Here is a 24,305-nt window from a genome sequence, read left to right on the forward strand (position 1 = left end):
CCTGATAATTTGACGGAGGCCGCCCCATGCCGCACCCCCATTCCCTGACCGCGCCCAATGGCGCGCCTATGAGCCGCTTTGCGTTTGGCACCATGCAATTTGGGGGGCGCGCAGACGCCAAGGAGAGCGCGGCCATGTTTGACGCCTGCGTCGCGGCCGGGATCAGCCATTTTGACACGGCCTACGTCTATACGGACGGCGCATCGGAAACTCTGCTGGGCCAGTTCGCCGCGCCGCTGCGCGAGCAGCTCGTGATTGCCACTAAAGCCGCCTATCAGGGCGGCTCGGGACGCGACAATATCTTGTCGGGCTTTGACATATCGCGGCAGCGCTTGGGCATGGATTTTGTGGATATCCTCTATTTGCACCGGTTTGATCCGACGACGCCGCTAGAGGAAACATTTGACACTTTGGCCGAACTGAAACTGCGCGGCCAAATCCGGTATATTGGCGTCAGCAATTTCGCGGCCTGGCAGGTGATGAAGGCCATTGCCGTGGCCGCAGAACGTGATCTGACAATCGACATTCTCCAGCCGATGTACAACCTGGTGAAACGCCAAGCCGAGGTGGAGCTATTACCCATGGCGATGGATATGGGCCTAAAGGCCGCCCCCTATTCGCCGCTTGGGGCGGGGCTGCTCACCGGGAAGTACGGCAGCGCAACCGAGGGCGGCGGCGGCGGGGATGGGCGACTGTCAGAGGATCGCCGTTATCGCGCGCGCTATAGTCAAGACTGGATGTGGCAGAGCGCAGCTGCCCTCGCCGCTCTGGCGGCTGAGGTGGGGCTTGATCCCGCGACCCTCGCCGTCGCCTGGGTCGCAGCGCATCCAGCGCGGCCAAGCCCGATCCTTTCGGCCCGCAATGCGGCGCAGCTGGCACCCAGCCTGGCCGCCAGCAGCGTGACTCTCAGCAATGATCTTTACGAAAAGCTCTCTGCGCTCAGCCCCACGCCCGCCCCTGCGACCGACCGATTGGAAGAAATCGCGAACCGCGCCTAGTCGCCGATCTTGCAGCGTTTTCCAACCCCGGTGCCAATGCAATTGCTACTGGAAAAGCCCCCCTTTTGCGCGACGGGTCGCGCAGCGGTCTGGGGTTCAGCGGCGCTTGGCGCGGCTTGGTAGCCCTGGGTAACAAGCCAAGCCTCGGGCGTGTCGGCGGGCACCTTGGGCAAACCGCTTGCAATCAGAGGGCTGGGCAAGGTCTGCATCAGGTTCAGGCTGTCAAAATCAAGCGCTGCGAGCACCGCCTTGATGTCTGCCTCTGGCGCATGGGCGCGCAATTTGATCACCACGCCGCCGCCCAGCGCGGCAAACACGTAGCGCATGGTTTCATCGCGGCGCGCAACGGCGGATTTGGCACTGATGAAATGCACGCCTTCAAATTGCGCAAAATGCGTCGGCTCAATCGCATTCACCACGCTGCTGCCATTGGCGGTTTCGGCGACGTTGGTCATGAAATAGCTGGCTCTCGGGCGTCCCTCGCGCAGGCGGTCAAGATCGCGCCCGGTTGCCACCACCCAATATGATTGCTTGAGCCGTGTGGCCAAAATTTCAGTCGGTTCCGCGCGCTCAATCTGTAGGAAAATCGAGCTGCGCCCCTTGAGGTAAATCGCGGTAGTTTGCTGCAGGTCAGACGCAGCGCCCGGCCCATCCTGCATCCCGTCGGGCCAGCCAAAGCCGGTGTGATAGCTGTCATCCCAGTTAATGCGTTCCCAGCCCGCGAGAATGTCCTCGCTTGGGGTGGGCATATAGCTGGTCAGCGGCGCAGCCCGCAACGCATCCCGTTGGGCCAACGTAATGGCTTCCGAGGGCGCGGGCAGTCCTGTGCCCAGCCCGACGCGGGACAAGAGGTGGTCAAAATAGCTCGGCTGCCCATCCGACAACAACGGCTGCGCCACGCCCGGCGCATCCTGCAACGAGGCGAGCGCAACGCTGCGTTTGGAAAAATTCAGATAATCAACCGCGGCTACGGCACCAAGGGCAATCACGGCAAATGCCGCTGGGATCACTTTATACATCACACACTCCGACGTTCTGTCATTGGTGTCTGTCTAGTGGCGTTGTCTGGCCGAATTTGGAAGGAAAGCGGGCAAGAAGGCGCCCGGACAAGAAATCTGCGCGCTTAGGAAAGCGGTTCGATCACTGGATTTCTTCGACCGCAACCGGGCTGGCGACACTTAGGGCCTGGGTCTGATCCGCACGCGATTGCTGCGCCTGTGCAACAGCAAAGCTGACGATCAGAACGCCGACTATGATGACTGGAAATACACGTCGCATGGCGACTCCTCCGATATCCCTGCCCTCAGCATGAGCAAAAACCGTGCCGTTTTTCGGTGCAAGATCATGCCGAAATCAAGGCAGCCGCACCTTTTTGACTGCGGGGCGCGACTCACGTCAGGTCCCGTTCTACTGGCTGTGTCAGGCGCTCAAAGTTCTCAGAGGTTGCCCGCTGGTAGGGGCCAAGCGCCGCAGCAAAAACTTCGTCTGCGGGCCGGCCTGCAGTGGCCGTCATGACCGTGGTGCACCAGCTTTCCCCAAATGCGTTCACCTTCTCAAGCACCATTGTGCAGGCCTCAGAGCGCTCTGCGGGCAGCAAACCAATCATGCCAAGGCTGCGCAGCAGAATGATCGCCTGCGCCTGACTTGCCATGCGCATCATCTGTGCAGCACACCCCAATGGCGCAGTCCCCACAAACATCGTCATCACCCCAGTATCATCGTTGAGCCGAGCCCCAAGACTAGGCCCGTTTTGCTGCAGCAACATGACAGGAGTGACACAGCCAAGCGTATTTCGGCGCGGATGGCCGCGGTTGCCTGAATTTCTGGCGGACCTGGCCAAAAAATGGGCAAGGAACACCGCGTAACAGAATGACATAAGCCTTGCCGCGCTGCGGCGGCATTTGCTAAATGCTTAAAAAACAACCAACTGAGGGCCTGCCCATGCAAGTGTGCCGCACGGTTTCAGATTGCCGCAACACCGTCCGAGCCTTTCGCCGCGCAGGGGAAACGGTGGCACTTGTGCCGACCATGGGGTTTTTGCACGACGGCCATTTGGCCCTGGTCGCCGCGGCCAAAGCGCGCGCGGATCGCGTGGTTGCCACTATTTTCGTGAACCCCACCCAGTTCGGCGAGGCGGCAGATCTGGACAGCTACCCCCGGGATGAGGCGCGCGATTTGCGCATGCTCGAAGCGGCGGGGGTGGATCTGGTGCTGATCCCCGAGGTCGAAGAGGTTTACCCCAAGGGCGACGAAACCATCGTCGAAACCACACGCATGGCCAATATCCTGCATGGCGAGGTGCGCCCCGGTCACTTTCGCGGCGTGACCTCGGTTGTCGCGCGGCTCTTTAACTTCGTGCAGCCCGATTTCGCCGCCTTTGGCGAAAAGGATTACCAGCAGCTGCAAATCATCAAACGCATGACCCGCGACCTGGGTTTCCCGATTGATATCATCAGCGTTCCGATCGTCCGCGAGGCCGATGGGCTTGCGATGTCTTCGCGCAACGTCCGCCTGACGCCCGAGGATCGCGCCGCCGCGCTGGTCCTGAGCCGGGCGCTGGATGCCGCAGAGGCGATACCAGAAAAGACCACCCAGTCGCTGTATGACACCATCGCCGACATGATAGGCCAAGAACATCGCGCCACGCTGCGTGGTCTTGACATTGTTGCGGCAGAAACGCTGGATGACATCAGCGGCCCTCTCATCGCCCCCGCTGCCATTATGATGTCAGTGGAATTTGGCGGCGTCCTTCTGCTTGATCAAAGGGTAATCCAACCATGAGCAAACAAACTCCGATCCGCCGCACCACGGTGCCACAAATCGCCGCGCGCAAGGGCGGCGAGCCGATCGTCTCTTTGACCAGCTATCATGCGCATACGGCCGCCATCGTCGACAACTACGCAGATTTCATCCTCGTCGGCGACAGCCTTGGCATGGTGATGCATGGCATGGAAAGCACCGTGGGCGTGCCGCTTGATCTGATGATCATGCACGGCAAAGCCGTTGTGCGCGGTACAAAAAAGGCGCTGATTGTGGTCGACATGCCTTTTGGCTCCTATGAAGAAAGCCCATCGGTCGCTTTTCGCAATGCGGCCAAGATCATGAAGGAAACCGGCTGCGGCGCGGTCAAACTCGAAGGCGGCAAGCGGATGGCAGAGACCATCCATTTCCTGGTGGAACGCGGCATCCCTGTCATGGCCCACATCGGCCTGACCCCTCAATCAAGCCACGTCATGGGCGGTTTTAAAACCCAGGGCCGGGACGAGGCAGGCTGGGACGCCATCATCGAGGATGCCAAAGCTGTTGCAGAGGCCGGGGCCTTTTCCGTCGTCGTCGAAGGTGTGGTGGAGCCTCTGGCTGCCAAAATCACCAAATCCTGCCCGATTCCAACCATCGGCATCGGCGCGTCGGCGGATTGCGATGGCCAAATCCTCGTGCTTGAAGATATGCTGGGCCTCAATGAATGGACACCAAAGTTCGTCAAGGTTTATGGCGATCTTGGTCCGGCGATTGAACGCGCTGTGGCGGCTTATGCCGACGATGTCAAATCCCGCGCCTTCCCATCAGAAGACGAAGTTTACCGATAACGCGCACAGCCGCTCAGCGACAGGTGGCACATGGATCTGCAAAGTATCCTCAATGATATCGCGGCAGAAATGGCCGCGGCCCCCGATCGTGGCAAGGTCGCGGATTACATTCCCGAGCTTGCCTCTGTGGATGCAAAACGTTTCGGCATCGCCGTTGCCTTGCCCGATGGGCGCTGCATGACCGCCGGGGATGCCGAGGTAGCGTTTTCGATCCAGTCTGTCTCAAAGGTCTTCACTTTGGCGCTGGCGTTGGGGCGGCTGGGTGATCAACTCTGGGCGCGCGTGGGGCGTGAACCCTCGGGCTTGCCCTTTAATTCTATCCTGCAGCTTGAGCAGGAAAACGGCATCCCGAGAAACCCCTTTATCAATGCCGGAGCACTGGCGGTGACGGATGCGATCCTTGCGGGCCATCAGCCCAAGGAACTGCTTGGTGAGCTGTTGCGCTTTGTGCAGACCTCAGCAGAAGATGCCGATATCCACATCAATGAGGCGGTCGCCCAGTCGGAAACAGAACATGGAGATCGCAACATGGCGCTGGCGCATTTCATGGCGGCGCATGGCAATCTTTCCAATCGGCCAGAATTGACCTGCGGCACCTATTTTCATCAGTGCGCCATCGAGATGACCTGTCGCCAACTGGCGATGGCTGGGCGGTTTCTGGCCGGGGGGCACGGCGCGCCGCACATGATCTCGCCGCAGCGGGTTCGGCGGATCAATGCGCTTATGCTGACCTGTGGGCATTACGATGCGTCGGGCGATTTTGCCTACCGTGTCGGCCTGCCCGGCAAAAGCGGTGTCGGCGGCGGCATTCTGGTGATCGCGCCGGGGCGGGCCTCGATCGCGGTCTGGTCGCCCGGGCTTAACCGCCACGGAAATTCCCAGCTCGGCACGCTGGCGGTCGAACGGTTGGCACAGGCCACCGGCTGGTCGATTTTTGGCTAGCCCCGCTTAGTCGCGCAGCTCATCCGCACCGACACCCCAAATGTCGCTCTTGCGGGCCCAGCCCTTGTAGCCGCCCGCCGCAATGCGGCACCACTCTGGCAGGCATTTATCAAGATTGGCCACCACGCCCAGCTCCAGCTGGGCGGCAATTGGTGTGTCGGCCTCGGGCCGGACGTTCAAGGGCAGCATGTCGGAATCAACGATGACGGTGCGGTTGCCCGACAGCAGCGTGTAATGCACCCAGCCCCCGGCGCCGTCGCGGTCTTGCACGCGGCGCCAATGCCCATGTTCTGCTGTGACCACAAGTGGCATGTCGCGGCGGGTGAATATCCAGTCGATGCGGTGCGTCAGCGACGGACCGCGGCGCACATTGGCCTTGCTGGCTTTCAGGCTGACAAAACGCGGCAACGGCAGGTTGGTCACGGGGCCACGCCGCACCTCTGCATGGGCCGCGCCAACAAGGCACAGGACAACAAGAAAACTACATAGGAATTTGCCAGCGGCCTTCCGCCAACTTACTGATCCAGCCCGCCTGACCATCGCCCGAAACTTTCGCCTGCTAATAAAATTGCGCGGGGGTTCTTGTGCCCCGTCATTCTGTGAGGCACTGTGCCATCAAGAACCGGGTTTTGAAAGAACGGGGAGCCATAATATGCCAAAGCAACGTCTGAGTGTTGTTGTAACGCGACGGTTGCCAGAAGCGGTAGAAACCAGGCTATCCGAACTCTTTGACGTTGAGCTGCGCCCAGACAACGCGCCGATGCCGCAAGAGGCGCTGCATGCCGCATTGGCCAATGCTGATGTGCTGGTCACAACCTTGAATGACAACATTGATTCCGATGTTCTGCAGCACGCTGGACCGCGTCTCAAACTTATCGCCAATTACGGCGCTGGCGTGGATCATATCGATGTTGAGGCGGCGCGCGCCAAGGGCATTGCTGTGACCAACACGCCCGGTGTGATGACCGAAGACACCGCCGATATGGCCATGGCACTGATTCTGGCTGTGACTCGCCGCATTCCCGAAGGGCTTGCTCAGATGGAAAAGGGCAAATGGGAGGGCTGGTCGCCCAACGCCATGCTGGGCGGGCGCATTGGCGGCCGTCGCTTGGGCATTCTGGGCATGGGCCGCATTGGGCAGGCGGTGGCGCGCCGGGCCAAGGCCTTTGGCATGCAGGTGCATTATCACAACCGCCGTCGCCTGCACCCAGAGATCGAAGAACGCTATGAAGCCACCTATTGGCAGAGCCTGGATCAGATGATGGCGCGGATGGATGTGCTGTCGATCAACTGCCCGCATACGCCATCGACCTTTCATCTGGTGAACGCGCGCCGGCTTGCGCTGATGAAACCAAGCGCCGTGGTGATCAACACCTCGCGCGGCGAAGTGATCGACGAAACGGCGTTGGTGCAGGCCCTGCAATCAGGTGCCATCAACGGTGCGGGACTTGACGTCTATGAGGGCGGCGAAGAGGTCGGTGCCGCGTTGCGCACGCTTGGGAATGTGGTGCTTCTGCCCCATATGGGATCTGCGACCATCGAAGGCCGGATCGAAATGGGCGAAAAGGTCATGCTGAATATCAAGACCTTCGAAGATGGCCTGAGCCCGCCGGATCTGGTGCTGCCGGATATGATCTAAGCGGCCGAGGCCACCGCCAAGCGGCGGCGCTTGAGCGTCATATAGATACTGCCCATGACAATCAGGTTGATCAGCCCTGCGATCGCCGCATTGGTGTAGGTCCAGTAATACGCCCCTGTCAGGTCAAACAGCAGCCCCCCCTGCCAGCCCCCCAGCGCATGCCCCATCCAGGCAAAGGCCAATACGAACCCCGTGGCCGAGGCCCGCCGCGCCGCAGGCGTCAGCATGCGCACCGTGACCAGAACCCCTGTCATGACACCGCCGTAGCCAAAGCCATAGATCGGCGCATAGATCCAAAACGCCGTCATGCTGCCAAGCATGACAAACCCCAGCATAAAGACCGTCTGCCAGGCTGTGGCCGCCATCCAGGCCCGAATGGGTCCGATGATGTCAGAAAGCTTGCCAAAAAATACGCGTCCGAAAATTGCGGCCACTAGCATGATCAGCAGCGGCCCGCCCGCTTCGGCGGTGGCCCCGGTCACGCCCTGCACCAACGGCACCAGATGCATCAGCGGCACCGCCATGCCGGTGCAGCAGCCCAGAACCGCCAACGACAACGCAGGCAGCACGATCCGCGGTGAGAGCAGCGGCGCATCCTCCGACCCCATTGCCGGGCCACCAGCGGCCACAGGCGGCGCGCGCAAAAGCATGGCGAGCGGCACCAACGTCAGCGCCGAAAATAGCCCCAGCAGCCCAAAGGCAGACTGCCAGCCGTAGGCTTCGATCAAATGGCCGGACACAAAGGGCACCATCCCCTGCCCCAGCCCCTGCCCGGCTGAGGCGACTCCAATCGCCAGCCCGGCCCCGGTGCGGAACCAGCCGCCGACAAGCGCAATGACCGGCGCGAAGAGCGCGCCCCCGCCAATGGCACCGCCCAGAAAGAACAACAGGTAAAACTGCCACAGCGCCGTGGCCTGCGCCGCCAACAGTAAAACGGCCGAGAGCGTCACCGCACCAATCAGGCAGATGATGCGTGTCGCAATACGATCCGCCAGAAAACCCATCACAATGCCGCCCAGTGCGATTCCAATCAGGCCCAGCGAATTGATCGCCGCCACATCCGCGCGTTCCCATTCAAAGTAATTTTCAAGCGGCACCAGGAAACTGGACAGCCCATTGACCAAAGTGCCCATCGCAATGCCAAGCAGCAGCGCAGCGGCGCTGACAATCACCCAGCGATAGCGCGGTTCAGTGACCTGCTCCGGTGTTTGGCGCATTGGTTGAACGCTCATGCTGTCCCCTCCTGCTTTTGCGCTGGCATCATGCGCGCGGCAAAGACCGCAGCATAGCGTATTTCGCCGGAAAATGCGACGAAATGCAAAACGCCAGCCTTGATGAAGGCTGGCGTTCAAAGCGGGGTAAGGCGCGTGATTTACCCGATAGAATTGCGGATCGCGCGTATGTTGTCACCATAGGGGGCCGGATTGCTGACCGAGCCGCCTTTGAACACCGCCGAGCCTGCCACCAGAACATCCGCACCGGCAGCGGCCATCAAGGGGGCGGTTTCCGGGGTAATACCACCGTCAATCTCAATATGGATCGGACGATCGCCAATCATGGCGCGCAGTTTCTTGACCTTGTCGATCTGGCTGTGAATGAATTTCTGCCCACCGAAGCCCGGGTTCACTGTCATCACACAGATGAGGTCCACCATATCCAGCAGGTATTCGATATCTTCGACGCCGGTGCCCGGATTCAGCGCCAGCCCGGCCTTGCAGCCGGCTGCGCGAATGGCTTGCAGCGTGCGGTGAATATGCGGTCCAGCCTCAAGGTGGGCGGTCAGCACATCAGCCCCTGCATCGGCAAAGGCCTGAATATAGGGATCGACCGGCGCGATCATCAGGTGCACATCCATCACCGTATTGATGTGCTTGCGGATCGCCGCGCAAAGCGGCGGGCCAAAAGTCAGATTCGGCACGAAATGCCCATCCATCACATCCACATGGATCCAATCTGCTCCCTGCGCTTCGACGGCCTCAATTTCGGCACCAAAGTTGGCGAAGTCAGCAGACAGGATGGACGGGGCAATTTTCAGGCTGCGGTCAAAGCTCACGGTGGTCTCCTCAGGGCGTTGATTCGTTGCCGCAAAATGCGCTGAACGCCGCTGAAGTGCAACGCACAGCCCCCTCATGCCCATGAAATAAACAAGATCGGCGGTTTCAAGCGTGTTTGCGACAAATCAGGGCACAATTAATTTCCATTGTTACAATTTCGTTCCAAGCTTGGATCAGACTGAGACTGCCCGCCGCTGCAGGTCCAGATCACAGGCATGAGTGGCAAGATTTGGTCGCAAGATTGCAGGACCAGAAAGGAATTTTGCATGAATATACTTTTCGATCCCCTCGGAGCCACACTGGCAGGGTGGAAATTCTGGGGCAAATCCATCGAAACGCAGCTTCGGGTCAGCCGGATTTTCAGTCAGGCGCTGGTGCCTTCACTGTCAATGCCGATCGCGGTAGCGCCGCCATCCCCTGTCCGCCCGCCACGAGCAAAACGCGCCAAGGCGACCCCGAGCAAGGCGACTCCGAAAAAACGCAGCGCACGCGCATCAGCGGTGCCAAAGCCCGCGGCCAAGCCAGCTGCGAAACCTGCGGCGAAAGGCTCCGCAAAAACAACGACAGCATCCAAGCCCGCTGCAGCGGCCACACCGGCCCCGGTGTCAAAGGCCAAGCCAGCCCCGGTGACAAAGCCGAAAACAGAACCCGCCGCGCAGGCCCCCAAGCCCAAAGCCCCCGTGGTGGCAAAAGCCGCGCAGCCGACCCCAAAAGCAGAGATCACGCCACCCAAGAAAGCCAGCCCTGCAACAGCGACAACAGGCGGGCCATCAAAACCGGTCGCGCCCAAAGCCTCTGCGCCGGCCGGCAAGAAAACACGCGCGCCCTCCACGCCGCCCCCAATGCCCGAGAAGAAGCAGGGCTAAGCCTTGCACCATACGCAAGGCGGGCATTCCAAAGCGTCTGTAGTGCCGCCCGGTTGGCTTTGCTATCCATATCTCAGGGAGACATGATAGCATCAACGGAGCCGACCGATGACACAAGTAACGCTAAATGCCCGCCCAGAATTTTCTTTCCTGCGCAGCCTGACCAATGTTTTCGCCGCTATCGGTGATTTTCTGGTTCAACTGAGCGAAGCCAGCAACCGCGCCAAGCAGGTTCAATATCTGAACAGCCTGACCGACGAAGATCTGGCAAAACGTGGCCTGACCCGTGAAGACATTGTCCGCCACGTCTTTTCCGACAAATTGGGCATCTGATCCCAAGATCAGCTAGACCGGCACAAAACCTGTGGCGGTAAAAAAACAGGGCGCTCTGCAGCGCCCTTTTTTTGTTTTTGAAAGAATTGGGTGAGGACGCCGAGGCGTCACTCATCCTCCTCCACCATACGCACCGCCCCAAGCGAGGCGTTGGCGACATGGGCGGCATAGGCTTTCAGGGCCTTTGACACCGCGCGGGGGCGACCGATGGCTTTCCACGCTTTCTTGTCAGCCTGCGGATGGTTTGCGCGGCGCCGCGCGATCTCTTCGTCGCTGACCATAAGGTTGATCGAGCGGTTGGGGATGGAAATGGTGATTTTGTCGCCATCTTCCACCAGCGCGATCAGCCCCTTTTCCGCCGCTTCCGGGGAAACGTGCCCGATGGACAGACCTGCCGAACCACCAGAGAAACGACCGTCCGTCACCAGCGCGCAGGTTTTGTCGAGCCCTTTGGATTTCAGATAGGCCGTTGGATAGAGCATTTCTTGCATACCCGGGCCACCTTTGGGGCCTTCATAGCGCACGATCACAACCGAATGTTCTTTGACCTCGCCGCGCAGAATGCCGTTCATCGCATCGTCTTGCGATTCAAAGACTTTCGCGGTGCCTTCGAATTCATACATATCCTTGATCACGCCCGCGGTTTTCACGATGCAGCCCTGTTCTGCCAAGTTACCAAACAGAACGCAAAGCCCGCCTTCTTGCGAATAGGCGTGGGCGAAATCACGCACGCAGCCGTCTTCGGTGTCCAGATCCAGTTCGGTGTACATGCGGCTTTGGCTGAACGCCTTCGTGGTGCGCACCCCGCCCGGGGCGGCGATGTAAAGATCATGGGCTTCGTTGCCAGCGCTTGCGCGTCGCACATCCCATTTGTCGATGAACTCACCCACCGTCCGTTCATGGACGGTGGCGCAATCGCGGTGAATGCGGCCTTCGCGGTCCAATTCCCCCAGGATGCGGGCGATGCCGCCAGCGCGGTGCACGTCTTCCATGTGATATTTCGGCGTCGATGGGGCCACTTTGCACAGGTGGGGAATTTCACGGCTGAGGCGATCCATATCCGCCATGGTGAAATCAACATGCCCCTCGTGGGCAATGGCCAAAAGGTGCAGCACGGTATTGGTCGAGCCGCCCATCGCGATGTCCAGCATCATCGCGTTTTCAAACGCTTTGAAGTTGGCAATGCCACGCGGCAGCGCGGTTTCATCTTCCTGTTTGTACCAGCGTTCGCAAAGCTCAACGATTTTGTGGCCCGCTTCTTTGAACAGCGCCTCGCGTTTGGAATGTGTCGCCAACAGAGAGCCGTTACCCGGCAGCGCCAGACCCAGCGCTTCGGCCAGACAGTTCATCGAGTTGGCGGTGAACATCCCCGAGCAAGAGCCGCAGGTTGGGCAGGCAGAGCGCTCAAGTTTCGCCACTTCCTCTTCGGTGCGCTTTTCGTCGGTCGCGCCAACGATCGCGGTCACAAGGTCCGCCTTGGTTTCGCCATCTGACAGGATGACTTTGCCCGCTTCCATCGGGCCGCCGGACACAAAGATCGCCGGGATGTTCAGCCGCATGGCCGCCATCAGCATGCCGGGGGTGATCTTGTCGCAGTTGGAAATACAGACCAGCGCGTCAACGCAATGCGCATTGGCCATATATTCGACGCTGTCGGCAATCACCTCGCGCGAGGGCAGCGAATAAAGCATACCGTCGTGCCCCATGGCGATGCCGTCATCCACCGCAATGGTGTTCATTTCTTTGGCGACGCCGCCCGCTTTTTCAATCTCGCGTGCAACCAGCTGGCCCATGTCTTTCAGATGGACGTGACCGGGCACAAATTCGGTAAAGGAGTTGACCACCGCAATGATCGGCTTGCCAAAGTCGTCATCGCCCATGCCCGTTGCGCGCCACAGGGCGCGGGCTGCCGCCATGCGGCGACCAAATGTGGATGTCTTGGAACGAAGATCAGGCATGGTAAGACCCCTGTAGTGAATGGCGCGTTGCTGTGGCCCTTCCGGTGCCACCTGTGACGATGATTTGCAAGCGATATGGGACAGATTCTTGCGAATTGAAGGGGTTTTTCGCAAGAGAGTTGATCCGCGCGCGGTTTCGTGCCGGATCTACCAATCATGACAGCCCTATCGCGGCAGTTGACTTGCGGCACGTGCCAGCGCCTCGATGGCGTCCCAATCCCCGGCATTGACCAAATCATTGGGCGCGACCCAGCTGCCGCCAGCACAAACGACATTTGGCAGCGACAGATAGCTTTCTGCATTTTTCGGGCTGACGCCCCCGGTTGGGCAGAACGAAATCTGCGGAATGGGCGCGCCGATAGATTTGAGCGCGGGCGCACCGCCGTTGGCCTCGGCAGGGAAAAACTTCAGCATATCATAACCACGTTCCAGCAGACGCATCGCCTCAGACGAGGTGGCGGCCCCTGGCAACGTTGGCAAGCCTTCGGCTTCGCAGGCGTCCAGCAGCGTATCGGTCGCGCCGGGCGAAACCCCGAATTTCGCCCCTGCCGCTTTTGCGGCTTTCACATCCGCTGGCGTCAGCAGCGTGCCCGCGCCAACCACACCGCCTTCAACTTTCGCCATCTCGGCAATGACATCCAGCGCAACAGGCGTGCGCAAAGTCACTTCGAGCGCCGGAAGGCCGCCGCGCACCAAAGCCTCGGCCAAGGGACGGGCATGGGCGACATCATGCACCACCAAAACCGGCACAATCGGCGCCAACTGGCAGATCTCGCGGGTCGCAATACTGGCCTCTTGAGGGGATATCGACATTAAAATTCTCCGAAGACTGATGCGCCCGTGTCGGCGGAGCCAACAGCGGCGCGGAAAGATGAAAAGAGCTCACGACCGACCCCGGCCTGATTACCGGATAGATCGGCGGTGACGGGCGTGCGCGCGAGCACACCGTCGGTCAGGATATTCAGATCGCCGCTGACCGCATCGACACGCAAAAGGTCGCCGTCCTGCAGATAGGCGATCGGGCCGCCATCCAGCGCCTCTGGGCAGACATGGATAGCCGAAGGCACCTTGCCGGATGCCCCGGACATGCGCCCATCTGTCACCAGCGCCACCTTTTGCCCACGCCCCTGCATGATCTGCATGATCGGGGTCAGGCTGTGAAGTTCAGGCATGCCGTTGGCCTTTGGCCCCTGAAAGCGCACGACGATAATGACATCTCCGGTCAGCTCGCCTGCCTTGAACGCTGCCTTGACCTCTTCTTGATCATGGAACACCCGCACCGGGGCTTCGACCACACGGTGCTCTTCGGCGACGGCAGAGATTTTCATCACGCCCGTACCCAGGTTGCCCGACAGGCGCGAGAGACCGCCATTGGCTTGAAACGGCTCAGACAAGGGACGCACGATTTTGTCGTTCAGCGATACCTTGGTCCCGGCGCGCCATGTCAGGCCGTCGTCAGACAGGAAAGGCTCTGCGGTGTAATGTTCAAGGCCTTCGCCTGCGACGGTTTTGGTATCAGGGTGCAGCAGGCCACCATTCAGCAACTCGCCAATCATATACCCGAGCCCGCCCGCGGCGTGGAAATGGTTCACATCCGCAAGGCCATTTGGATAGACCCGCGCCAAAAGCGGCACCACCCCAGACAAATCAGCAAAATCTTCCCAGTCCAGCACAATACCGCCAGCGCGGGCCATCGCCAGCAAATGGATCAACAGGTTGGTGGAGCCGCCCGTGGCCATCAGCCCGACAATGCCGTTCACAAAGGCCTTTTCGTCCAGAATATCGCAGGTCGGCGTATAGTTATTGCCGAGGGCCGAGAGCGACAGCGCACGCCGCGCGCCTTCTGCGGTCAGCGCATCGCGCAGCTCGGTGTTGGGCGTCACAAAGCTGGATCCCGGCAGATGCAGCCCCATGAACTCCATCAGCATCTGATTGGTGTTCGCCGTGCCGTAGAATGTACAGGTGCCCGGGCCGTGATAGGCGGCCATTTCGGATTTCATCAGCGCATCCCGCCCCACTTCGCCCTTGGCGAACTGCTGACGGACCTTCGCTTTTTCATCGTTGGAAATGCCGCTGGTCATTGGGCCTGCCGGCACAAACACCGCAGGCAGATGCCCAAAGGCCTGCGCGCCGATCACCAAACCGGGGACGATCTTGTCGCACACGCCAAGAAAGACGGCTGCGTCAAAAGTGTTGTGGCTCAGCGCCACGCCCGTCGCCATGGCGATAACATCGCGGGAGAACAGGCTCAACTCCATGCCGGCTTCGCCCTGGGTCACACCATCACACATGGCAGGCACGCCGCCAGCCACCTGCGCTGTGCCCCCGACCGAGCGCGCCGCCTCGCGCAGCAGCGCGGGATAGCGTTCAAACGGTTGGTGCGCGGACAGCATGTCGTTATAGGCGGTGACAATCCCGAGGTTGCCAGCGTTTTCCGTCGCCAGCCGGTCCTGATCTTCGCCCGCGCCAGCATAGGCATGCGCCTGTCCGCTGCAGGACAGATGCGCCCGGCTTGGTCCTTTGTGGGTGGCTGCGGCCATACGCGCCAGATAGGCGCTGCGCGGCGTTTCGCTGCGCTTGATAATGCGCTCGGTTACGGATTGAATGGTGGCGTTCAAGGTCATCTTGGGTCGCTTTCTCTTTTCAGGTCCGTGGGTTAACCGATCGGGCGCCAGCGGCGCTCATCACGGTGCATCAGCAGCAGCGCATCTTCGGGGCCGGAGCCGCCAACGTCATAGGGCTGCGGTTTCAGGCGGCGTTCGGACCACCCTTCAATGATCGGGTCGGCCCAGGCCCAGGCGGCCTCGACCTCATCGCCGCGCATGAACAAAGTCTGATCGCCGCGGATCACATCCATGATCAGCCGCTCATAGGCGTCCTGCGGTTGCTCGGACCCTTTCAGACTGTCAGCAAAGGTCATGTCCAAGGACGCCTCGGTCAGGCGCATGCCCCCCGGCCCCGGGTCTTTGATCGTTGTATGCAGCGTCATGCCTTCGTCCGGTTGCAGACGGATCACCAGCACATTGCCCTGCGGCGTTTCCGTACCCGGGAAAATCATATGCGGCGGCGCGCGGAAGAACACAGCGATTTCCGACAGACGTTCGCGCAGGCATTTGCCGGTGCGCAGGTAGAATGGCGTGCCCGCCCAGCGCCAATTGGCGACATTCACCTTCATCGCGATAAAGCTTTCGGTGGCGCTGTCCGGGTTGCCGGCATGTTCCAGATAACCGGCCTGATCGCCAGACTTGCGATATTGTCCGCGCGCAATGTCGGACATGGGGACCGGCTCTAGCGCTTCGATCACTTTGACCTTCTCGTCGCGCACGGCGTTGGGCGTGAATTTTGACGGCGGCTCCATCGCGGTCAGGCACAAGAGCTGCATCAGGTGGTTTTGCACCATGTCGCGCATTGCGCCGGATTGGTCATAATATTCGCCGCGCCCGTCCACCGACAGGCTTTCTGAAACCGTGATCTGCACATGATCAATGTGCGATGCATTCCACAGCGGTTCAAACAGCGAATTGGCAAAGCGCAGCGCCATCAGGTTCTGCACGGTTTCTTTGCCCAGATAATGGTCAATGCGGTAAATCTGGTGCTCTTGGAAACAGGCGCGCAGCTCGGCATTCAGCTCTTTGGCGGAGGCCAGATCGTGACCAAAGGGCTTTTCCACCACAATGCGACTGTCGGGCGTGGCAATGCCGCGATCTTTCAAACGGCGCGCAATCGGGCCGAAGAAGCGCGGGGCAACAGACAGATAGAAGGCACGCACAGCATCGTCGCGGACCGCCGCTGTCAGGGCCTCCCAACCACGATCCCCTGCAGCATCCAGCGAGATATAATCCACCAAATCAAGAAAACCGGTCAGCGTGGCATCATCACCTGCCCCAGCCTCAAGCAGGCTTTGGCGCACGATGTCTTGAAACTCGGCGCGCGCATGTTCTGATCGCGAAACCCCGAGGATCTGACTGCTTTGATCAAATTGCCCCGCAACAAACCGGTGATACAGCCCCGGCCATATCTTGCGCCGGGCAAGGTCGCCCGTCGCGCCAAACAGCACCAGGTCAAAGGAATTAACCGGGATGACTCGTGAAACCATCGTTTCCTCCTAGATACGTCACCGACGTAGCGCAATAGATGAGGAAATCGCGCGCAAAACACAGAGAGGCCGCGCAGCGCTGCGCAACCAATCCAGAATGGCCATGTCTCTCCCCATCACAGCGCGCCGATCACGACTCGCGAATGATAGCGCTAACATAGCGTTATTTTACGATATCCACAAGGTATCCGATTTCGAATTTTCGGCACCGCAAATAAAAAGCGGCCTGCAGGGGCCGCTTTCGGAAAGCCAAGCGTCAGCGCGGTCAGTGGGTCCAGGGGGCGCGACGGTCGGTTGCGAAGTTTTCGCCATAGCCGCCCTTGCGGATCACAGGCTTGCGCTTGTTCGGTTCCGTCACCTGCGCCTGAATGCCATGTTCCTTTGCGTATTCCAGCGCCGCTTCTTTGCTGGAAAACCGTAGTTTGACCTGAGATTGCGTATCGTTTGAGCCGGTCCAGCCCATCAGGGGATCAATATCGCGTGCCGCCGCCTGCGCATATTCCAGCACCCAGGTTTTGGTCTTTGCAGTGCCCGAGGTCATGGCGTTTCGGGCAGGCTGATAAATTCGTGCGATCATCTCGAACTCCTAGAACTTTGGGCTTTATCTGAAATTTGCGCGCCAGCGGCAAGGGGGATTTGCCCAAACAGGCCGTGATTTTCCGCCAAATGCGGCATCCATGCCGTGGCTTTGGCGCACAAATGCGCTTTGCCGTTCCAGGCGGCAATGCGAAATCATATTCGGGAGACGTCAAGCGGTCTTGGTTGCCGATCAGCCCACGGGGAGCGAGGGGTATTTGTGGTCTTTTCAGCAACCAAGCGCTGCTTGCACCCTGAATATACGAATTATGTGAAACTCTTAGCAACCAAAGTTTGGAATAAAAATTCAATCCAATCCGGATTTCTTTCCAATTCTTTCACACCGCAGGTCTTTTGGTTTGGATTGAACGACTTAGGTTCATTATTTGATTGGGCGGTAAAACACCAATAAGTTGACTTAGCGTCACTTTCGGTAACTTCAGACCGGATCACAGGCTGCGACATTCTCGCGCACCCGCAGCAAATGCTACGAGATCAAGAGCCTGCGGAGGGATTCGATTCCCGCTAGCGCCCCGAAACCTGTACAGAGCCCCCTCAATCACACGCCGCCCGCATTGAGGGGTTGCAAGAGAACAAAAACAGATCAAATTATGGGGCAGCAAAGGAAACCGCATGTCTCAACCCAGCACCGATATTCAGATTCCAGCCAAACCAATCCCCGCCCGCGAAAAGCTGGAAGGCGGCAAGCGGTTTGTCATGAATACCGAGTTTACCCCCGCAGGCGATCAGCCCACCGCAATTGCTGAGCTGAGTGGCGGCATCAAGGACGGCGAACGCGATCAGGTGCTGCTTGGGGCGACGGGTACCGGCAAGACCTTTACCATGGCCAAGGTGATCGAAGAGACCCAGCGCCCCGCGATCATCCTCGCGCCCAACAAAACCCTCGCGGCGCAGCTTTACGGCGAATTCAAAGGCTTCTTTCCCGAAAACTCGGTCGAATATTTCGTGTCCTTCTATGACTATTACCAGCCCGAAGCCTACGTGCCGCGCAGCGACACCTATATTGAGAAAGAAAGCCAGATCAACGAACAGATCGACCGCATGCGCCATGCGGCCACCCGCTCCCTGCTGGAGCGGGATGATGTGATCATCGTGGCCTCTGTGTCCTGCATCTATGGCATCGGCTCTGTCGAGACATATTCGGCCATGACGCAGGATCTGGAAGCGGGCAAAGAGTATGACCAGCGCACCGTCATGGCCGACCTTGTGGCGCAGCAATACCGGCGCAATGATCAGGCATTTCAACGCGGCTCTTTCCGGGTGCGTGGCGACAGCCTCGAAATTTTCCCGGCCCACCTTGAGGATCGTGCCTGGCGGCTGTCATTCTTTGGCGAAGAGCTGGAAAGCATCACCGAATTTGATCCGCTGACGGGGGAGCGCACCGGGACATTCGACAAGATCCGCGTCTATGCTAATTCCCACTACGTCACGCCGAAACCAACGCTGCAGCAGGCCATTGTCAACATCAAGAACGAGCTGCGCATGCGGCTGGATCAACTGGTCTCAGACGGCAAACTGCTGGAAGCGCAACGACTGGAGCAGCGGACAAATTTCGATCTTGAGATGCTGGAAGCGCAAGGTTTTTGCAACGGTATCGAAAACTATTCGCGGTATCTGACGGGCCGTGCCCCGGGGGAGCCGCCCCCCACCCTGTTTGAATTCATCCCCGACAATGCGATTGTCTTTGCAGATGAAAGCCATGTGTCCGTGCCCCAAATCGGCGCGATGTACAAAGGCGACCACCGACGCAAATTCACCCTAGCGGAACATGGCTTCCGCCTGCCCTCCTGCATGGACAACCGCCCGCTGAAGTTTGAGGAATGGGACGCCATGCGCCCGCAGTCGATCTTTGTGTCGGCCACCCCCGCCGCTTGGGAGCTTGAGCAATCTGGCGGCGTGTTCACCGAACAGGTCATTCGCCCCACCGGCCTTTTGGACCCTGAGGTCGAAATCCGTCCGGTCGAGATGCAGGTCGATGACCTGCTGGATGAAATCCGCAAGGTCAGCGCCAATGGCTTCCGCACCTTGGTGACAACACTCACCAAGCGTATGGCCGAGGATCTGACCGAATATCTGCACGAACAGGGCATCAAAGTGCGCTATATGCACAGCGATATCGACACGCTCGAACGGATCGAAATCCTGCGCGATCTGCGCCTAGGGGCGTTTGATGTGCTGATCGGCATCAACCTTTTGCGCGAAGGGCTCGACATCCCGGAATGTGGTCTGGTGGCTATTTTGGACGCGGACAAAGAAGGCTTCTTGCGGTCCGAAACCTCACTTGTGCAAACCATTGGCCGCGCCGCGCGCAACGCCGAGGGGCGCGTGATCATGTATGCCGACCGCATGACCGGCAGCATGGAGCGCGCGCTGAGAGAGACCGACCGCCGGCGCACCAAGCAGATTGCTTACAACGAAGCGCATGGCATCACCCCCGCGACTGTCAAAAAGAACGTCGAAGATGTGCTTTCTGGTCTGTATCAAGGCGACACTGATATGTCGCGCGTCACCGCCACAATCGACAAACCCATGCACGGTGCCAACCTTGAGGCGCACCTGAACGGGCTGCGTGAAGACATGCGCAAAGCCGCTGAGAACCTTGAGTTTGAAGAAGCCGCCCGTCTGCGCGATGAGGTCAAGCGACTGGAAGCGGTGGATCTTGTTGTCGCCGATGATCCACTGGCGCGGCAATCGGCGGTCGATATGGCCGTGGACAGCGCCACGAAACCCAAGGGCCGCTCCACAGCCGGTCGGCCAGGGCAGCGTGGCGGCAACGTACGCCGCCGCCGCAGTTAGATCGGAAAGCGATCAGCGCACCAGATGCACGGCGCAGCGCCCGTGACGCAGCACCTGCGCCGCGGTGGAGCCCAGCAGCTCTTCTTGCGGGCCCGCCCGGTGTGACGCCATGACGATGCAATCCACATTGTGCTCTTTGGCCCAATTCAGAATGCTGCGCCCCGGCTGCCCCTCCAGCACGATCCCCTTGGCGTTCGGCAGACCGCGCGCCATATCGGTCATCGCGGCCTCAATCGTGTCCTGGGCATCATGTCGGTAGCCCGCGGGCAGGTAACTGCTGGCATATTTGGGGATGGGTGCCATCACATGCAGCAAGGTCACAACCGTCTCAGCATGCGCCAAGGCCGCGGCGGCCCGCAGAACATCATCCGTGTTCTTATCCTCGTCAAACGAGAGCGGGATCAGAATGCGATCATACATGGGCGTGGCTAGAAGGTCGCGGCGACGTCATACATCACCGGTTCAAAGGTCTTGCACATCTCATTGAACCGCCGATTCCGTTCGCGCATTTCAGGGGTGCGCAGCATGGCTTGGAAATCTTCCCGTTTGGCCCATTGCGAATAATTGGCGATACGTGTCTGGGCGTCATTCACATGGATGCCAGCCGCAATGAACCCCGGCTGGTTGGAGATGAACAAATCATAGGCCTCCGTCAGCGCATCCACCAGGTCCTGACAGGTTCCAGGCGTGACCTCAAATGTGGTGATAACCGTCTGACGCAATTCGCCTTTTCGAATGGTTGGCATATGTTCCTCCCTGACTTTTCCTCAGCTTAACGCTGTTGCACGGGCAAGCGCTATCGAAATTTCTCCGAAACGGACTTTGCCCGCAACCAGAATTCCCGTATTCCGGGAGTATCGATATATTTTAATAGCTTATTGGACGATTTATGCGTTGGCTCAGCCTTATTATTGCAACCTGTCTTGCCACCCCGATTGCAGCGAACCCCTGGCTGCGCGATGAGGGCAGCAGCTTTCTGTCCCTTGAGGACACCAGCCGCTATAGCGAAAGCGGCACCTTGCAGGACCGCTATTCAAGCGTCTTTTTCGAATATGGGCTGTCGCGCGACACCACCCTGATATTCCACGCCGGGATTGACCGCAGCGACAACATCGATGCCGTCGTCAGCCTAAAACGCAGTCTCTTCGCCACCGAGGGCGGGCCCCGTGCCTCCTATGAACTGGGCATTGGGCAACGCGATGTGTCCGGGCAGGCCCGTGCCTTTGTGCGCGCGGGGGCGGCGATCGGCAGCGGCATTTCGTTTGGGGCGCGCAGCGGTTGGGTCAGCCTGATGGGCTATCATGATTTTCAAGACGTCGGCAGCACCAGCAAGGTCGAAGCGACGCTGGGGCTAAATGGCACGGGCGGCTGGAAATACATCCTGCAAGCCACGGCCGACAAACTCGATGGCCGCGATTGGCAGGGTCGTCTTGCGCCAAGCATTGCGATCCCGCTCAGCGCAGAGACCCATCTGCTGGTCGGTCTTTACACCGAAAGTCGCGCGCCAGCGGATATCGGCCTAAAAGTCGGCGTTTGGCAGGAATTCTAAGGCCAGCCAGCCGTTTGAACCCCACTTTGAAAAATCGCGAATCTCTGGCATAATTGCGCGTATAAACACACGCGCAAAGCGCGGACATGCATAAGAGGCTCGAGATGAAACCACTCATTCTGAGTATGGCACTGGCGGTTGCGCTGGTCCCGTTACAGGCAGAGATCACCCAGGCAGGCCCTATTTCTACCGCCTGCATCAAATCAGATCGCAAAGCCGTATCCCGGCGGCTGTGCAATTGCTTGCAAAGCGTCGCGAACAGCGAATTGTCGCGCTCTGATCAACGCATTGCGGCAAGCTTTTTCAAAGACCCGCACAAGGCGCAGGAAATTCGTCAATCTGATCGCCGCACCCATGAGAAGTTCTGGTTGCGCTACAAGGGGTACGGGCAGACCGTGGCCGCCGCCTGCACGCAGCGTAGCTGATCGCCCTCACAGGCATTTTGCCAAACGGATCTCGGCGCTGCGGGCGTGGCCTTCCATGCCCTCCAGCCGCGAGATGGCCGCCGAGACGCGCGCCAAATCCGGCAGCGCTTCGGTCTCGACCCGCTGCCATGTGACGGTTTTCAGAAACTTGTGCACCGACAGCCCCCCGGTATAGCGCGCCGCGCGGCTGGTCGGCAGCACATGGTTGGGACCGCTGGCTTTGTCGCCGAATGGCACGGTGGTTTCCTGCCCCAAGAATAACGACCCATAGGCCTGCAGGCGTGCCAGCCACCAAGGCAAGTCTGCGGCCTGCACATGCAGATGCTCTGGCGCATATTCATCCGCCACTTGCGCCATATCTTCACGATCAGAACAGATTATGACCTCGCCCAGCGCCGACCAGGCCTGATGGGCTGCGGATTTGTTCGGCTCTGGCAGGCTGGCAATGAACCCCGGGATCAGGCGCAGCACCTCTTCGGCCAGCGGCCGGTGCGTGGTCGCCAGCCAAACGGGCGAATTGTGCCCATGTTCCGCCTGCCCAATCAGATCCAGCGCCACCATTTCCGCATCCGCTGTGTCATCGGCCAAGATCAGGCTGTCCGTCGGCCCGGCAAACATGTCGATACCGACCGGCCCAAAGAGCTGCCGCTTGGCTTCGGCCACAAATTGATTGCCCGGCCCCACCAGAATATCCGCCGGCATCGCCCCAAATAGCCCCCCTGACATGGCGGCTACGGCCTGCACCCCGCCCAGCGCCCAAACCCGATCAGCGCCTGCCAAGTGCATGGCGAACAAGATCGCGTCCGGTATGCCCTGCCCGGGGCGGGGCGGCGAACAGGCGGTGATATCGCTGACACCTGCGACCTTGGCCGTGGTGATCGACATCAGCGCGCTGGCCACATGAGAATACCGCCCCCCCGGGACATAACAGCCTGCTGCCTTCATGGGGATCACCCGCTGCCCGGTAAAAAGCCCCGGGCGCAGCTCGCATTCAAATTCCTGAACCGAGCCGCGCTGCGCCTCGGCAAAGGCGCGGATATTGCCATGGGCATAGCGGATGTCATCCTTCACCTCGGGCGGCAGCCGCGCGGCCGCTGCCGCCAGCGCATCCGGACCGACGATGATGTCCCCCTGCCACCCGTCCAGCTCACGCGAGAAAGCGCGGACCGCCTCTTCGCCTTCTGCCGTGATACGCGCCAGCATCGCGCTGACAATCTTGCCGGTTTCTTGTTTCTCCAGGGGCGGCAGCCCTACGGATTTTTTCAGATACTCACGTGTCATCGGGACCCTCCGCTGTTTTGAATCACTTGAGGTTCCGGTTGGCGCAAAGAATGGCTATATTCACAAAAGGCAAATCTAGGATGGACAGTGCCATGTTGAGCAAAGGCGTGACCCTGCGCGGGCTTGAAGTGTTTGAGGCGCTGGCATCCAGCGGTTCCGTGGCGCTGACCGCGACAGCAACAGGGCTGAGCCAACCGGCGGTCAGCCAGCAGTTGCGCAACCTTGAAACCGCGCTTGGCGTGGACTTGATCGATCACGGCAAACGTCCGATGCAGCTGACAGCGGCCGGACGCAGCTTTCTGGCGCGCACCACCTCTGTGCTGTCCGAATTGCGTCTGGCGCAATCTGAACTCACGGTGATGGATCTGGGGCACCTCAGCAATCTGTCGATTGGGATCATTGACGATTTTGACAATGACCTGACGCCGCGCCTTGTCACCACCCTGGCGGAAAACATGCAAAACTGCCGGTTCAAGATGATCACGGCAAGCAGTATCGATATCACCGCCGACATGAAGGCCAAACGCCTGCACTTGGGCATTTCGGCCAGCAGCGGCGAAGTGCTGGATGGCGTGGTGGAGCATCCTTTGGTGCGCGACCCCTTCATCCTCGTCACCCCAAGTGAGCATACACCGCGCGGCGGGGATCTGCGCGAGGCGATGCGCACGCTGCCGTTTCTGCGGTACGAACGCAGTCAATTGATTTCGCGCCAGATCGAAGCGCATCTGTCGCGGATGAAACTCGACATTCCGGAGCGGTTTGAGATCGGCAGCCACCTGGCCCTGATGGCCTGCGTGGCGCGCGGCATCGGCTGGGCGATCACCACGCCCCTTGGCTTTATGCGCGCAACCCGCTTTCACGATCAGGTGGCGGCCCACCCGCTGCCATTTGCACATTTTTCGCGGCAGATATCGCTTTACGCCAGCATGGACTGGACTGATCAAGTCCCGCGCGACGTGGCGCAAACCGTGCGCCATCTGGTGCAGGACAACATCATCACACCTGCGCTGCGCGGCCATCCATTCCTTGAAGGGGAATTGACGGTGCTGACGGGATGACCCCTGAATGTAAAGGCATAGATCCGGCACGGTGAACACTTTCGATTGACCCGAGCCATAGCGCCAGAGGCCGAGGCTTTGGGCAAGTGTGTAGCACTGCCATTCCGAAAGTTCAGTCGGGAGTTT

The 24,305-nt window shown here is 59.8% G+C and carries 25 protein-coding genes; 10 read left to right on the forward strand and 15 right to left on the reverse strand.

Features of this window, described 5'->3' with window-relative positions; all coding sequences use genetic code 11:
- The first annotated feature begins 26 nt into the window (after positions 1-26).
- On the forward strand, positions 27-998 hold the full coding sequence (locus N6L24_RS07475) for an aldo/keto reductase (RefSeq protein ID WP_271844051.1): 972 nt from the start codon (positions 27-29) through the stop codon (positions 996-998).
- Here the strand turns inward: N6L24_RS07475 and N6L24_RS07480 are convergent.
- The 3 genes from N6L24_RS07480 to N6L24_RS07490 all read right to left on the reverse strand — a co-directional run bounded on the left by N6L24_RS07480 (position 995) and on the right by N6L24_RS07490 (position 2,703).
- A complete protein-coding gene (locus N6L24_RS07480) occupies positions 995-2,017 on the reverse strand; it encodes a hypothetical protein (protein ID WP_271844052.1) in 1,023 nt (340 codons plus the stop codon). The genes N6L24_RS07475 and N6L24_RS07480 overlap by 4 nt on opposite strands.
- Positions 2,018-2,138: 121 nt before the next feature.
- Complete coding sequence (locus N6L24_RS07485) at positions 2,139-2,276, reverse strand: hypothetical protein (protein WP_271844053.1); 138 nt, start codon at positions 2,274-2,276, stop codon at positions 2,139-2,141.
- Positions 2,277-2,388: 112 nt separating this feature from the next.
- Positions 2,389-2,703 carry an antibiotic ABC transporter gene (locus tag N6L24_RS07490; protein WP_271844054.1) on the reverse strand — a complete coding sequence of 105 codons (315 nt, stop codon included), beginning with the start codon at positions 2,701-2,703 and terminating at the stop codon, positions 2,389-2,391.
- A gap of 236 nt (positions 2,704-2,939) precedes the next feature.
- On the opposite strand from N6L24_RS07490, the gene panC reads away from it, so the two are divergent.
- From panC to N6L24_RS07505, 3 genes are read left to right on the forward strand one after another with little or no spacing between them, the layout of a single operon-like run.
- On the forward strand, positions 2,940-3,779 hold the full coding sequence (gene panC, locus N6L24_RS07495; protein WP_271844055.1) for a pantoate--beta-alanine ligase: 840 nt from the start codon (positions 2,940-2,942) through the stop codon (positions 3,777-3,779).
- Positions 3,776-4,585 (forward strand): 3-methyl-2-oxobutanoate hydroxymethyltransferase, encoded by an 810-nt coding sequence (panB, locus tag N6L24_RS07500; RefSeq protein ID WP_271844056.1) that lies wholly within the window; start codon positions 3,776-3,778, stop codon positions 4,583-4,585. The genes panC and panB overlap by 4 nt, the downstream gene beginning before the upstream one ends.
- A gap of 30 nt (positions 4,586-4,615) precedes the next feature.
- The gene (locus N6L24_RS07505) at positions 4,616-5,527 is read left to right on the forward strand and encodes a glutaminase (RefSeq protein WP_271844057.1); all 912 of its coding nucleotides are present in this window, start codon (positions 4,616-4,618) and stop codon (positions 5,525-5,527) included.
- A 6-nt stretch (positions 5,528-5,533) separates the two neighbouring features.
- On the opposite strand, the gene N6L24_RS07510 is transcribed toward N6L24_RS07505, so the two are convergent.
- Complete coding sequence (locus tag N6L24_RS07510) at positions 5,534-6,067, reverse strand: SH3 domain-containing protein (protein WP_442872587.1); 534 nt, start codon at positions 6,065-6,067, stop codon at positions 5,534-5,536.
- Positions 6,068-6,179: 112 nt separating this feature from the next.
- Between N6L24_RS07510 and N6L24_RS07515 the strand changes: the two genes are divergently transcribed.
- Positions 6,180-7,166, forward strand: coding sequence for a 2-hydroxyacid dehydrogenase (locus N6L24_RS07515; protein ID WP_271844058.1), 987 nt, complete (start codon positions 6,180-6,182; stop codon positions 7,164-7,166).
- Here N6L24_RS07515 and N6L24_RS07520 read toward each other — a convergent pair.
- From N6L24_RS07520 to N6L24_RS07530, 3 genes are all read right to left on the reverse strand, one after another.
- Positions 7,163-8,398 carry an MFS transporter gene (locus tag N6L24_RS07520; RefSeq protein ID WP_271844059.1) on the reverse strand — a complete coding sequence of 412 codons (1,236 nt, stop codon included), beginning with the start codon at positions 8,396-8,398 and terminating at the stop codon, positions 7,163-7,165. The genes N6L24_RS07515 and N6L24_RS07520 overlap by 4 nt on opposite strands.
- 140 nt (positions 8,399-8,538) lie before the next feature.
- The gene (gene rpe / locus N6L24_RS07525; protein ID WP_271844060.1) at positions 8,539-9,219 is read right to left on the reverse strand and encodes a ribulose-phosphate 3-epimerase; all 681 of its coding nucleotides are present in this window, start codon (positions 9,217-9,219) and stop codon (positions 8,539-8,541) included.
- Between the two features lie 365 nt (positions 9,220-9,584).
- A complete protein-coding gene (locus N6L24_RS07530; protein ID WP_271844061.1) occupies positions 9,585-10,052 on the reverse strand; it encodes a hypothetical protein in 468 nt (155 codons plus the stop codon).
- 142 nt (positions 10,053-10,194) lie between these two features.
- Here N6L24_RS07530 and N6L24_RS07535 point away from each other — a divergent pair, with 142 nt between their 5' ends.
- On the forward strand, positions 10,195-10,419 hold the full coding sequence (locus N6L24_RS07535; RefSeq protein WP_271844062.1) for a DUF1127 domain-containing protein: 225 nt from the start codon (positions 10,195-10,197) through the stop codon (positions 10,417-10,419).
- 107 nt (positions 10,420-10,526) lie between these two features.
- Here N6L24_RS07535 and ilvD read toward each other — a convergent pair whose 3' ends face one another.
- From ilvD to N6L24_RS07560, 5 genes are all read right to left on the reverse strand, one after another.
- On the reverse strand, positions 10,527-12,377 hold the full coding sequence (gene ilvD, locus N6L24_RS07540; RefSeq protein WP_271844063.1) for a dihydroxy-acid dehydratase: 1,851 nt from the start codon (positions 12,375-12,377) through the stop codon (positions 10,527-10,529).
- A 165-nt stretch (positions 12,378-12,542) separates the two neighbouring features.
- Positions 12,543-13,190, reverse strand: coding sequence for a bifunctional 4-hydroxy-2-oxoglutarate aldolase/2-dehydro-3-deoxy-phosphogluconate aldolase (gene eda / locus N6L24_RS07545; RefSeq protein WP_271844064.1), 648 nt, complete (start codon positions 13,188-13,190; stop codon positions 12,543-12,545).
- Positions 13,190-15,001, reverse strand: a complete 1,812-nt coding sequence (edd, locus tag N6L24_RS07550) for a phosphogluconate dehydratase (RefSeq protein ID WP_271844065.1) — start codon at positions 14,999-15,001, stop codon at positions 13,190-13,192. The genes eda and edd overlap by 1 nt, the downstream gene beginning before the upstream one ends.
- A 32-nt stretch (positions 15,002-15,033) precedes the next feature.
- On the reverse strand, positions 15,034-16,473 hold the full coding sequence (gene zwf / locus N6L24_RS07555; RefSeq protein ID WP_271844066.1) for a glucose-6-phosphate dehydrogenase: 1,440 nt from the start codon (positions 16,471-16,473) through the stop codon (positions 15,034-15,036).
- 265 nt (positions 16,474-16,738) lie between these two features.
- Positions 16,739-17,050, reverse strand: a complete 312-nt coding sequence (locus N6L24_RS07560) for an ETC complex I subunit (protein WP_271844067.1) — start codon at positions 17,048-17,050, stop codon at positions 16,739-16,741.
- 632 nt (positions 17,051-17,682) lie between these two features.
- On the opposite strand from N6L24_RS07560, the gene uvrB reads away from it, so the two are divergent.
- Positions 17,683-19,866, forward strand: coding sequence for an excinuclease ABC subunit UvrB (gene uvrB / locus N6L24_RS07565; protein ID WP_271844068.1), 2,184 nt, complete (start codon positions 17,683-17,685; stop codon positions 19,864-19,866).
- Between the two features lie 12 nt (positions 19,867-19,878).
- On the opposite strand, the gene N6L24_RS07570 is transcribed toward uvrB, so the two are convergent.
- Positions 19,879-20,286: a universal stress protein gene (locus N6L24_RS07570; RefSeq protein WP_271844069.1), complete on the reverse strand. Its 408-nt coding sequence runs from the start codon at positions 20,284-20,286 to the stop codon at positions 19,879-19,881.
- Between the two features lie 8 nt (positions 20,287-20,294).
- On the reverse strand, positions 20,295-20,612 hold the full coding sequence (locus N6L24_RS07575) for an antibiotic biosynthesis monooxygenase family protein (protein WP_271844070.1): 318 nt from the start codon (positions 20,610-20,612) through the stop codon (positions 20,295-20,297).
- A 143-nt stretch (positions 20,613-20,755) separates the two neighbouring features.
- On the opposite strand from N6L24_RS07575, the gene N6L24_RS07580 reads away from it, so the two are divergent.
- The gene (locus N6L24_RS07580; protein WP_271844071.1) at positions 20,756-21,415 is read left to right on the forward strand and encodes a hypothetical protein; all 660 of its coding nucleotides are present in this window, start codon (positions 20,756-20,758) and stop codon (positions 21,413-21,415) included.
- Between the two features lie 104 nt (positions 21,416-21,519).
- Positions 21,520-21,840, forward strand: a complete 321-nt coding sequence (locus N6L24_RS07585) for a hypothetical protein (RefSeq protein WP_271844072.1) — start codon at positions 21,520-21,522, stop codon at positions 21,838-21,840.
- Between the two features lie 6 nt (positions 21,841-21,846).
- Here the strand turns inward: N6L24_RS07585 and hisD are convergent, their stop codons facing one another.
- On the reverse strand, positions 21,847-23,121 hold the full coding sequence (hisD, locus tag N6L24_RS07590) for a histidinol dehydrogenase (protein WP_271844073.1): 1,275 nt from the start codon (positions 23,119-23,121) through the stop codon (positions 21,847-21,849).
- 92 nt (positions 23,122-23,213) lie between these two features.
- Here hisD and N6L24_RS07595 point away from each other — a divergent pair, with 92 nt between their 5' ends.
- Positions 23,214-24,179, forward strand: a complete 966-nt coding sequence (locus N6L24_RS07595; RefSeq protein ID WP_271844074.1) for a LysR family transcriptional regulator — start codon at positions 23,214-23,216, stop codon at positions 24,177-24,179.
- The last annotated feature ends 126 nt before the right edge of the window (positions 24,180-24,305 follow it).

The organism is Cognatishimia sp. SS12, assembly GCF_028369055.1.
Classification (GTDB): domain Bacteria; phylum Pseudomonadota; class Alphaproteobacteria; order Rhodobacterales; family Rhodobacteraceae; genus Cognatishimia.

Bases quoted from the DNA above. Each gene is read 5' to 3' on its own strand.
- hisD (WP_271844073.1), bottom strand. From the start codon at position 23,121: ATGACACGTGAGTATCTGAAAAAATCCGTAGGGCTGCCGCCCCTGGAG.
- zwf (WP_271844066.1), bottom strand. From the start codon at position 16,473: ATGGTTTCACGAGTCATCCCGGTTAATTCCTTTGACCTGGTGCTGTTT.
- N6L24_RS07480 (WP_271844052.1), bottom strand. From the start codon at position 2,017: ATGTATAAAGTGATCCCAGCGGCATTTGCCGTGATTGCCCTTGGTGCC.
- N6L24_RS07485 (WP_271844053.1), bottom strand. From the start codon at position 2,276: ATGCGACGTGTATTTCCAGTCATCATAGTCGGCGTTCTGATCGTCAGC.
- N6L24_RS07490 (WP_271844054.1), bottom strand. From the start codon at position 2,703: ATGACGATGTTTGTGGGGACTGCGCCATTGGGGTGTGCTGCACAGATG.
- N6L24_RS07510 (WP_442872587.1), bottom strand. From the start codon at position 6,067: ATGGTCAGGCGGGCTGGATCAGTAAGTTGGCGGAAGGCCGCTGGCAAA.
- eda (WP_271844064.1), bottom strand. From the start codon at position 13,190: ATGTCGATATCCCCTCAAGAGGCCAGTATTGCGACCCGCGAGATCTGC.
- N6L24_RS07580 (WP_271844071.1), top strand. From the start codon at position 20,756: ATGCGTTGGCTCAGCCTTATTATTGCAACCTGTCTTGCCACCCCGATT.
- N6L24_RS07535 (WP_271844062.1), top strand. From the start codon at position 10,195: ATGACACAAGTAACGCTAAATGCCCGCCCAGAATTTTCTTTCCTGCGC.
- N6L24_RS07475 (WP_271844051.1), top strand. From the start codon at position 27: ATGCCGCACCCCCATTCCCTGACCGCGCCCAATGGCGCGCCTATGAGC.
- panC (WP_271844055.1), top strand. From the start codon at position 2,940: ATGCAAGTGTGCCGCACGGTTTCAGATTGCCGCAACACCGTCCGAGCC.
- ilvD (WP_271844063.1), bottom strand. From the start codon at position 12,377: ATGCCTGATCTTCGTTCCAAGACATCCACATTTGGTCGCCGCATGGCG.
- N6L24_RS07575 (WP_271844070.1), bottom strand. From the start codon at position 20,612: ATGCCAACCATTCGAAAAGGCGAATTGCGTCAGACGGTTATCACCACA.
- N6L24_RS07560 (WP_271844067.1), bottom strand. From the start codon at position 17,050: ATGATCGCACGAATTTATCAGCCTGCCCGAAACGCCATGACCTCGGGC.
- N6L24_RS07515 (WP_271844058.1), top strand. From the start codon at position 6,180: ATGCCAAAGCAACGTCTGAGTGTTGTTGTAACGCGACGGTTGCCAGAA.
- N6L24_RS07520 (WP_271844059.1), bottom strand. From the start codon at position 8,398: ATGAGCGTTCAACCAATGCGCCAAACACCGGAGCAGGTCACTGAACCG.
- N6L24_RS07585 (WP_271844072.1), top strand. From the start codon at position 21,520: ATGAAACCACTCATTCTGAGTATGGCACTGGCGGTTGCGCTGGTCCCG.
- uvrB (WP_271844068.1), top strand. From the start codon at position 17,683: ATGTCTCAACCCAGCACCGATATTCAGATTCCAGCCAAACCAATCCCC.
- N6L24_RS07505 (WP_271844057.1), top strand. From the start codon at position 4,616: ATGGATCTGCAAAGTATCCTCAATGATATCGCGGCAGAAATGGCCGCG.
- panB (WP_271844056.1), top strand. From the start codon at position 3,776: ATGAGCAAACAAACTCCGATCCGCCGCACCACGGTGCCACAAATCGCC.
- edd (WP_271844065.1), bottom strand. From the start codon at position 15,001: ATGACCTTGAACGCCACCATTCAATCCGTAACCGAGCGCATTATCAAG.
- N6L24_RS07570 (WP_271844069.1), bottom strand. From the start codon at position 20,286: ATGTATGATCGCATTCTGATCCCGCTCTCGTTTGACGAGGATAAGAAC.
- N6L24_RS07595 (WP_271844074.1), top strand. From the start codon at position 23,214: ATGTTGAGCAAAGGCGTGACCCTGCGCGGGCTTGAAGTGTTTGAGGCG.